The 9,358-nt window shown below is 66.0% G+C and carries 8 protein-coding genes; 3 read left to right on the forward strand and 5 right to left on the reverse strand.

What is annotated here, in order from left to right:
• Together AX708_RS19115 and AX708_RS19120 are read right to left on the reverse strand one after the other, a co-directional pair.
• Positions 1-293 (reverse strand): MFS transporter (locus tag AX708_RS19115; protein ID WP_156454606.1); only part of this gene is annotated, 293 nt, incomplete at its 3' end.
• Between the two features lie 55 nt (positions 294-348).
• A complete protein-coding gene (locus AX708_RS19120; RefSeq protein ID WP_066531037.1) occupies positions 349-1,128 on the reverse strand; it encodes an SDR family NAD(P)-dependent oxidoreductase in 780 nt (259 codons plus the stop codon).
• 130 nt (positions 1,129-1,258) lie between these two features.
• Between AX708_RS19120 and AX708_RS19125 the strand changes: the two genes are divergently transcribed.
• From AX708_RS19125 to AX708_RS19135, 3 genes are all read left to right on the forward strand, one after another.
• Positions 1,259-2,572, forward strand: coding sequence for an aromatic ring-hydroxylating dioxygenase subunit alpha (locus AX708_RS19125; RefSeq protein WP_197426165.1), 1,314 nt, complete (start codon positions 1,259-1,261; stop codon positions 2,570-2,572).
• Positions 2,573-2,783: 211 nt separating this feature from the next.
• On the forward strand, positions 2,784-5,258 hold the full coding sequence (locus AX708_RS19130) for a TonB-dependent receptor (protein WP_067490633.1): 2,475 nt from the start codon (positions 2,784-2,786) through the stop codon (positions 5,256-5,258).
• 147 nt (positions 5,259-5,405) lie between these two features.
• On the forward strand, positions 5,406-6,635 hold the full coding sequence (locus tag AX708_RS19135; protein WP_066531042.1) for an aromatic ring-hydroxylating dioxygenase subunit alpha: 1,230 nt from the start codon (positions 5,406-5,408) through the stop codon (positions 6,633-6,635).
• Positions 6,636-7,034: 399 nt separating this feature from the next.
• Here the strand turns inward: AX708_RS19135 and AX708_RS19140 are convergent, their stop codons facing one another.
• Genes AX708_RS19140 through AX708_RS19150 form a run of 3 tightly spaced genes read right to left on the reverse strand, consistent with a single transcriptional unit; the run spans position 7,035 to position 9,068 of the window.
• Positions 7,035-7,760: an SDR family oxidoreductase gene (locus tag AX708_RS19140; RefSeq protein WP_066531044.1), complete on the reverse strand. Its 726-nt coding sequence runs from the start codon at positions 7,758-7,760 to the stop codon at positions 7,035-7,037.
• Positions 7,760-8,422: a peroxiredoxin-like family protein gene (locus AX708_RS19145; RefSeq protein WP_066531046.1), complete on the reverse strand. Its 663-nt coding sequence runs from the start codon at positions 8,420-8,422 to the stop codon at positions 7,760-7,762. The genes AX708_RS19140 and AX708_RS19145 overlap by 1 nt, the downstream gene beginning before the upstream one ends.
• 25 nt (positions 8,423-8,447) lie before the next feature.
• Positions 8,448-9,068, reverse strand: coding sequence for a glutathione S-transferase family protein (locus AX708_RS19150; protein ID WP_066531048.1), 621 nt, complete (start codon positions 9,066-9,068; stop codon positions 8,448-8,450).
• Positions 9,069-9,358: the final 290 nt, after the last annotated feature.

Genomic DNA, 9,358 nt, shown 5'->3' on the forward strand with positions numbered 1-9,358 from the left:
ACCCCCACCCCGGTGCGCGCGAGGAACAAGGTCCAGAACCCCGTCGCCATGCCGCAGGCCGCAGTCATCAGGCTCCAGAAGCTGATCGCGGCGGCGACGATGGTCTTGCGGATCGAGCGGTCGGCAAGCCGCGCGGCGGGAAAGCCCGCCAGCACATAGATCACCGAGAAGGCCGCTCCGCCCAGCAGGCCCAGCTCGGTGTCGCTGAGGCTGAAGGCCGCCTTGATGTCCTGCACCAGAATCGAGAACACCAGCCGGTCGGCGACGCTGAACGCGCTCGTCAGCGTCAGCAATCCAAGCACATACCATCGGTATGCGCCGGGTTTGCGATCCTCAGTGATGGGGCCCTCAGTGATGGGGCCTCGCCCAAAGGCCATTGTCGACCGGGATGGTCAACCCGTTGAGGAAGCGCGCCTCGTCCGAGGCAAGGAACAGCACGCAGCCCGCCACATCCTTGGGAGCCCCAAGCGCATCCGCGGCGAGCGGCCCCTCGGGGATCTCCATCGGCGTCTGCCCGCCGCGGCCCGAGATGCCCATCACCATCGGTGTCTCGATCCCGCCGGGCGCGAGCGCGTTGACGCGGATGCCGTAGCCCTTGTCCTGAAAGTCGATCGCAAGGCTGCGGGTCATCCCCGCGATCCCCGCCTTGCACGCCGCATAGGCCGGGATGTTGCCATAGCCCATCAGCGCCGCGGTCGAGGCCATGTTGATGATCGACGAGCCCCCGCCGCCGACCGTTTGGTGGCGGTGCTTCATCAGCGGCACGGCATATTTGCACCCGAGGAAGGTGCCGACCACATGGATGTCGAGATGCAGCCGGAAGTGGGCGAGCGAGCAATCCTCGATGCTCTCGAAGATCACGTTGCCGGCATTGTTGACGAGGATGTCGAGCCCGCCGTGGCGTTCCTCGACCGCGCGCATCACCTCGATCCATTGCTCCTCGCTGGTGACGTCGAGCGCCATGGCATCGCCGCCGATGGAATCGGCGACCTGATGGGCAAGCTCCACCTCGCGGTCGGTGACGATCACCTTGGCGCCCTCGCGCGCCAGCGCCTCGCAATCGGCCTTGCCCAGACCCATCGCCCCGCCTGTCACGAGCGCCACCTTGCCCGCTACCCGTCCCGCCATCTGCTCTCTCCCAAAAGCTTGTTTTCTGTAAGGCAGCCTATCGGGCGGGGGCGCGCCCGCCACTGTCGAAAGCGCGAGGGCGTGGCGGCGGGCCGCAGGTGTATTCTCCCGGGCCGAGGGAGAGCCGAGGATGATGGACGCGGGCGAAGTCGAACGGTTGAAGGCGCTGATGGAATGGGAGGGCCGCCGCACCGCGCCACCCGAAGGCTTCCCCGCGCTCCCCGACATGCCCGCCGGGCGCTATACCAGCGCGGAATACTTCGCGCTCGAACAGCAATATGTGTTCCGCAAGTCCTGGCTGTTCGCGGGCCACCTCGACGAAATCCCCGAGCCCGGCTGCTACATGCGCTGGCACAATGCCGGCGATCCCATCGTCATCGTCCACGGCATGGACGGGGTGGTGCGCGCCTTCCACAACACCTGCCGCCACCGCGGCGCGCCGGTCGTCACCGAAGACCGCGGCAAATCGAGCCGATTGATGTGCGGCTACCACAACTGGACCTACAAGACCGACGGAAGCCTCGTGGGCGTGCCCGAGCGGCGCGACTTCCCGGCGGATTTCGACCTTTCCTGCCGGGGCCTGCTGCCGGTGCGCTGCGAGCTGTTCGGCAAGGTGATCTTCGTCAACTTCGACATGGAGGCGATGCCGCTCATCGACTGGCTCGGGCCGATTGCCCGCGAGTGGGAGGAGTTCGCCTTCGACCGCATCAGGCTGGCAGCGCGCCATTCCTTCGAGCTCCAGTGCAACTGGAAGGTCGCGATGGAGGCCAACATGGAGGTCTACCATGTGCCCTTCATCCACCCCAACACGGTCGCGCCGCTGGTCGATTCGACGCGCAACTACAACACAATGTATCCCAATGGCCACGCCCGGATGCTCGCCCCGCCGCCGCGCCAGACCGACCGCGCGCACGTGCGCGCGATCGACAGCCCGCCCGGCTGGCAGCAGATCGAAACCGTGGGCGAGCTGGGACGCACCTGCACGCAGAGCTACACCCTGTTCCCCAACTGGGTCAGCCCGCTGAGCAACTACTTCGTGCCGCCGCTGCTGTTCTGGCCGACCTCGCTCGGCACCACGCGGCTCGAACTGGTGACGATGGCACTGGACTGGGGGGACGAACCCGCGCCGGACCTGTGGACCGTGCCCGACGCCTCGCAACCGGGCGGTCGGCAGATGAGCGCGATCATCCTCGAGGACACCCAGTTCGGCGAGGCGATCCAGCATTCGATGCAGGGCTCGGCCTTCCGCTCGGTGCCGCTGTCCTATCAGGAGGCGCGCATCTATGCCTTCCACCAGAGCCTCGATGCGATGATCGGCCGCGACAATGTGCCGCCGCATTTACGGGTCGAACCGGTGATCGGGCCCGAGTGGGTGTGGCCCAACGATCCGCGCCGCGACCAGCTCGCGCGCGAGGCCGGGCTCGCCCGCGAGGCCGCGGAATGACGCTACGGAATCTTGCTTTGGCGGAGCGTTGTGACGTTTTTGTCGCAGTTTGGACCGGTCACTATCGCTTTTGCTGATGGCGCGCGCGCGGGGGCAACATACACCTGCAAGCGTACCCGAGGGCTTTGCCCGAAGGCGTGAGGAGATGCGCTGCGGGTTGGGGAAGAACAGGGCACGCGGGGAAGCTGCGGCCCGATGGGGAGAGAGGACCATGAACACTTTTCGTGCCCGAATTGCATCCGGCGCCCGCGCCGCCGACCTGCGCCGCGCCTTGCTGTGCGGGGCCGCGCTGAGCGGTATCGCCGCCATGCCCACCACCGCCTTCGCGCAGGATGCCGCCGACGGCGCGACCGCGGAGGACGATGTTCCGGTGATCATCGTTCAGGCCCGCCGCCAGAACGAAACCTTGCAGGAAGTCCCCGTCACCGTCACCGCCATCGGCGGCGAGACGCTCACCAACTACGGCATCGACAATGTCGCGGACGTAACCAGCCGGGTGCCGACGCTCAATGTGCAGGTCGGCGGTTCGGGCTCGGGCGGGCAGCTCAGCCTGCGCGGCGTCGGCTCGTCGAACATCTCGGCCGCCTTCGATTCGGCCGTGGCGCTCGATTTCGACGGCATCGTCGCCTCCAGCATGCGCCTCGTCCAGTCGGGCTTCTTCGATGTCGAGCAGATCGACGTGCTGCGCGGGCCCCAGTCGCTGTTCTTCGGCAAGTCGGCAACCGCCGGCGTGCTCTCGATCCGCACCGCCAACCCTACCTCGACCTGGCAGGTCGGCGCGCGCGGCAGCTACGAGTTCGAAGAGAAGGGCTATCTCGTTTCGGGCTTCATCTCGGGCCCGATCACCGACACGCTGGGCATCCGTGTCGCCGCGCAGTTCAACGATATCGAAGAATTCCAGCTGCTTCAGGCGAACACCCCGGCGGTCAACCAGGAACGCGGCCTCACCGAATTCATCGGCCGCGTGACGCTCGACTGGAACCCGCTCGACACCTTCCGGGCCAACCTGAAGGTCCAGTACACGCGCAACGAGAATGACGGTGCGATCGGCACCGCGGAAATCTTCTGCGGCGCCAACGGCACCCCCGATCCGGTGGTGCTGCTGGGCGGAGGGCTCTCGATCCCGGCGGGCTATGACTGCAACGCCTTCGACCAGCGCTACTACCTGTCCGATGCTGCCGTGCCGCTGCAGGCGGGCGTGCCGACGCCCTCGAAGGCGGCCGGTCGCAACGGCGTGCCTTTCGGCGAAAGCGAAATCTGGTTCGGCCGTCTGCAGTTCGACCTCGATCTCAGCGAGGCGCTCACGCTCACCTCGGTGACCGGTCTGCTCAACCTCGATGCGGTCGATTTCGATTGCTACGCCTATGGCGGTTTCCTGACGGCGCCGGGCAGCACCGTCCGCCTGCCGGGCGCCGCGGGTTGTTCGGACCCGCGCAACGCGCTCGAACAGTACAGCCAGGAAATCCGCCTCGCCTCGGACTTCGACGGGCCGATCAACTTCATGCTCGGCGCCTTCTACGAAGACCGCACCTTCATCTTCGACACCGCCCAGCAGGGGGTGAACATCTCGTTCCTCGGGCGCGACCCGGTGACCGGCTTCACCTACGACTGGGACAAGACCCACACCACCAAGACCGAAGCCCTGTCGTTCTTCGGCAGCCTGACCTGGGAGCTCACCGAGGCGCTCGAACTGTCGGGCGGCGTGCGCTGGACCGACGAACAGAAGGTCCAGACTATCGCGGTCCCGTACCTGCACACCTTCCTGCAGGGGCCGGGCTTCGTGCGGCCGGGCTTCTTCTCGGGTCCCATCAACTTTGCCGACGACAACTTCTCGCCCGAAGTCACGCTGCGCTACAAGGCGAGCGAGGACGTCAACCTGTTCGCCTCGTTCAAGACCGGCTTCAAGTCGGGCGGGATCGACAACTCGGCGCTGCCGTCCAACAGCCTCAGCCAGGCGGCGCTGTCGGGTGACTTCAGCTCGCTGATCTTCCAGTCGGAAAAGGCCAAGGGCGGCGAAGTGGGCCTGAAGTCGCAGTGGTCCAACCGCGACATCACCTTCAACGCCACCGCCTACTACTACGTGTTCGAGGATCTGCAGGTGCAGAACTTCAACGCGGTGACGATCCAGTTCGTCACCAGCAACGCGGGCGAGCTGACCACCAAGGGCGTCGATATCGAAGCCGGCTGGCGCACCCCGATCGACGGGCTGAATCTCTCGGCCAACCTCAGCTACCTCGATGCGCAATACACCGCCCAGTTCCTCCAGCCGGGCGGCCAGGGCGGGGTGATCGACCTCGACGGGCGGCGCGGCAGCCAGGCGCCCGAATGGGCGGGCAACATCGCCGCCGACTGGACCGTGCCGCTGTCCGACAACCTCCAGCTGTTCCTGTCGGGCAACGCTGCCTACAATGACGGCTACATCACCGACGAGACCTCGTTGAATGACTACGTCCAACCGAGCTTCTGGCTGCTTGATGCCAACATCTCGGTCGGCCACCCCGACGGCAAGTGGAAGCTCTCGCTGATCGCGCAGAACCTCACCGACAAGATCTTCGTCATCACCAGCGGCGGGCGTCCGTTCCTGCCCAGCGGCCTCGATGCCCAGGGCCGCCCGCGCGGCGACGATCTGGTGCTGACCCAGAACCGTGGCCGTCAGGTCTTCGCGGAAGTCAGCTTCCGGTTCTGATCCAACCGAACCCAGGGGGGACGGGGGGCGGGCCAGCGATGGCCTGCCCCCTTTTCTTTGGCCCCTTTGTGTGTGGCCCTCTCCCAAAAGTGAGCATTGCTGCAGCGCCCCCGAGCGCGGATGATCGCGCCATCTGGGAGGATGCCAATGTCACGCGAAACTCTGGTCGCCATGACCCGCAATCTGGTCGCCCACGGCGCGGCCGAAACGATGGAATATGCCGATGAGGTCGTGCGCATTCCCGCCAGCGCCTACACCGACGAGGCGGTGTTCGAGACCGAGAAGAAGCAGATCTTCCGCCGCCTGCCGCTGATGGTCGCGCCCAGTTGCGAGCTGCCCAACCCGGGCGACTTCAAGGCGATGGACATCTGCGGCGTGCCGCTGCTGCTCTCGCGCCAGAAGGACGGAAGCATGGGCGCCTTCCTCAACATGTGCACCCACCGCGGCAACCCGCTCGCCGCCGGCTGCGGCAATGCCAGCCGCTTCACCTGCGGCTATCACGGCTGGACCTTCAAGGCCGATGGCGACCTGATCGGCGTCGCATCCCCGCAGGACTTCGGCAAGATCGACAAGAGCCAGCACTGCCTCACCAAGTTCCCGGTGTACGAGAACGCAGGCCTGATCTGGGTGACGCTCGATCCCAATTCCAAGCTCAGCATCGCCGATTACCTGTGCGGCTATGACGAACTCTTGAAGGCCTTCGAATTCGAGGGCTGGACGCTGTTCTCGCAGCGCACGTTGGCGGGGCCGAACTGGAAGACGGCCTATGACGGCTATCTCGATTTCTACCACCTGCCGGTGCTCCACAAGGACACCTTCGGGGCGGATTTCTACAACCGCGCCAACTACTTCGCCTTTGGCCCGCACCAGCGCCTCTCGACCCCGTCGAAATTCGCGATCAAGGTGCAGGGGGACGACGACCAGGCGCTCGATCTGGAAGCGATGAGCGACGAGGATCTGCCGCAGGAGGTGCTGGTGCAGGGCGTGTGGACGATTTTCCCGCACATCTCGATCGCCAGCTTTTACGGCGGCGGCCAGCGCGGGGCGATGATCAGCCAGCTCTTCCCCGGCGCGACGGTGGGCGAGAGCTACACCACCCAGTTCTACGTCATGGAAAACCAGCCCGAGACCCCCGAACAGGTCCAGGCCGCGCACGACCAGTTCAATTTCCTCGAGATCGTGGTGCGCGACGAGGACTATGCGACGGGCAAGCGCCAGCAGCAGGCCTTGGCGTCAGGCCTGATGAAAGAGGTGCTGTTCGGGCGCAACGAGAAGGGCGGACAGGTCTTCCACCAATGGGTCGAGCGACTGGTGAACGCCAGCGACGACGATCTGGTCGAGATTTTCGCGCAGGAGCAGCGGCAGGCGGCGGAGTAGGGGGTTCGGACGCTGCATGAGGAGCGGCTGCTTTCGGGGTTCCCGGAGTTCGGTCTGAATGACCGGAAGTGGGTGGAAACGCGAATGGCAGCCTTTGGGCGACAGAACGCGATAGCTGAAGTTGATCGCAGCCGAATAATGCGTCGCCTATCGACCCAAACCCGGTCGCCGTTGACCGCTCGAGCAGACGTCCGGATTTGCCAAATGCGGACACCACGAAAGCGGACACCACCTTGATCAGGTATCAAGAGAGCATAGGTCGCTTGCACGCTTTCCGGGTCCCGAACAGCAAAAAAGATGGTGCACACCTTTGGATTGGCTTGAAGTCAGGCGAATCTACGTCAATTCCTCCAGGCCGACCAGGTTTGACCGGCCGTTCGTTCCTTCCGCGCGCAGCACTTAGATCCCCATACGCCCGATTGAGGCGCCGCCGTCGACGAACAGGGTCTGTCCGGTGATAAATCCCGCTTCCTCCGACAGCAGGAAGCCTGCCGCCGCCGCGATTTCTTCCGGCTGGCCGAAGCGGCCCATAGGCACGGCGGAGAGGTAGCGCGCCTCGCCGGGGCTGCCCGGAGGGTTGTTCTGGCGGAACAGCTCGGTCTCGGTCGGGCCGGGGGCGACCGCGTTGACGGTGATCCCGCTGCCTGCAAGCTCGAGCGCCCAACTGCGTGCGAAGCTGACCAGTGCGGCCTTGGCTGCGGCATAGGCGGTGCGCTCGGGCGCGCCGAGCACTACCAGGCTGGCGATGTTGACGATCCGCCCCCAACCGCGCGCCCGCATGCCGGGCAGGAGCGCCTGCGCGGCGAGAAGCGCCGGGTGGAGGTTTAGCCGTAGCACATCGTCCAGCGTGTCGAGGTCGATCGCCCCCAAGGCCTGCGGGCGGACGAGGCCGACATTGTTGACGACTCCGTCGAAGGCATATTGCTCCGCCAGCGCGGCCAATCCCGCCGCGCTTGCGCCGCTGTCGGCAAGATCGAGCGGGACGAGCGTGCCTGGAAAGCCGGGATCGTAGGCAGTGCGGGCGATTCCCACCACGCGGTGCCCGGCCCCGGCAAGCCGCTCTGCCAGCGCCCGGCCGATCCCCTTGCTGGCACCCGTGACGAGGAACTTGCGGGGGGCGGCCATCACGCGGCCACCGCTGCTGCCGCGCGGCGGATGGCAGGGAGCATGTCGACCGGTTCAGGACGGCGGGTGTAGTCGGGGTTGACCTCGGCATAGGCGATCACGCCATCGGCACCGATCACGAAGCGGCCGGGCATGGGCAGGGTCCAGCTCTCGTCACCGTTGAACAGCGGGAGCATGTTGCCGAGCGACTTGTAGAGATCGACCAGATAGCCGGGCAGCGCGAACCTGAGGCCGAAGGCGGCGGCAACGGTGTTGCCGGCATCGGAGAGGATCGGGAAGCCGAGCGCATTCTCGCGCACCGACTTGCGGCTGTTGACGCGGTTCTGCGGAGAAATCGCGACCAGCCGCGCACCTGCCGCCTCGAAGCTCTCGCGCGCGCCTTCGAGCGCTTGCAGCTCCATGTTGCAATAGGGGCACCACACGCCGCGATAGAAGCTCACCACCAGCGGGCCCTGCGCGAGGAGATCGGCCGAGGCGACGGGCGTGCCATCGGGGGCTTCGAGCGTGAAGTCGGGTGCGCGGTCGCCGGCCTTCAACGTGCGTCCGGCGGCACCGGAAGCGATCAGCTCGGCGGTCGCCCGCTCCATCAGTTCGCGCACTTCGGGCGGGCGGGCGGCGCGGAATTCGGCCTTGAAGGCATCGAGACGGTCTTGCAGGCTCATGGCAGATCTCCTTCGGGGTAAGGGGTCAGGCGGCGGGGACGAGGGCTTCGACCCGCGCAATGGCGCGTTTTACGGCCGGGCGGCTCTCGGTGGCGGCGACCCAGCGGCTGAGGTTGGGCAGGCCGGAGATGTCGACCTCGGCAAAGGCGCGGCGCCACAGCCAGCCGAAATGGGCGATGTCGGCGATCGTGAAGCTGTCGCCGGCAACGAATTCGTGCCGCGAAAGCGCCAGATCGAGCATCCCGGCGGTGCGCGCGGCCTCGGCCTCGAAGCGGGTGATGGCGAGCGGCTGGGGCTCGGCGGCCTGCTTCTTGAAGAACCCGGCCTGGCCGAAGGCGGGGCCGAGGCCCGAGGCGTGGAAAAACAGCTGCTCGAACACCCGCGCACGAGCCTCGCCGCTCGCGGGCAGCAGCTTGCCGGTCTTCTCGGCGAGGTAGACGAGGATAGCCGCACTCTCGGTCAGCACCAGCGGGCCATCGACCAGCACCGGCACCTTGGCATTGGGGTTCAATGCCACGAATTCCGGCACCTTCTGCTCGCCCTTGCGCACGTTGACGCCGTTGAGGGTGTAATCGAGCCCGAGCTCTTCCAGCGCGATGGGCACCTTGACGCTGTTGGGCGTGGCGAATGCATAGATTTCGATCATGGTCGTGCTCCTCTGGTCAGCGATGGAAGATGCGGTGGGCGATGGGGGCTGCGGCAACGAGGATCGCGGCGGTGATGCTGCCGGTGATCTGCAAGGTATAGGCAGCGTCCTGAATGGCCTGTCGCATCATGTCCGGTGGTTCCTTGTGTTCGGCAGCGCCGCTTGCGCCAGCTTCTGACAAGACAGATGCCCATTTCCCGCGCGACAGGGCAGAGCGCCCGTGGCACTATGATCTATTCCAGGGGGGAATGAAGATGGACCGCTTCCATGCAATGGCGACCTTCGTGCGG

The sequence above is a fragment of the Erythrobacter sp. CCH5-A1 genome (assembly GCF_001557115.1).
In the GTDB taxonomy this organism is placed as follows: Bacteria; Pseudomonadota; Alphaproteobacteria; order Sphingomonadales; family Sphingomonadaceae; genus Erythrobacter.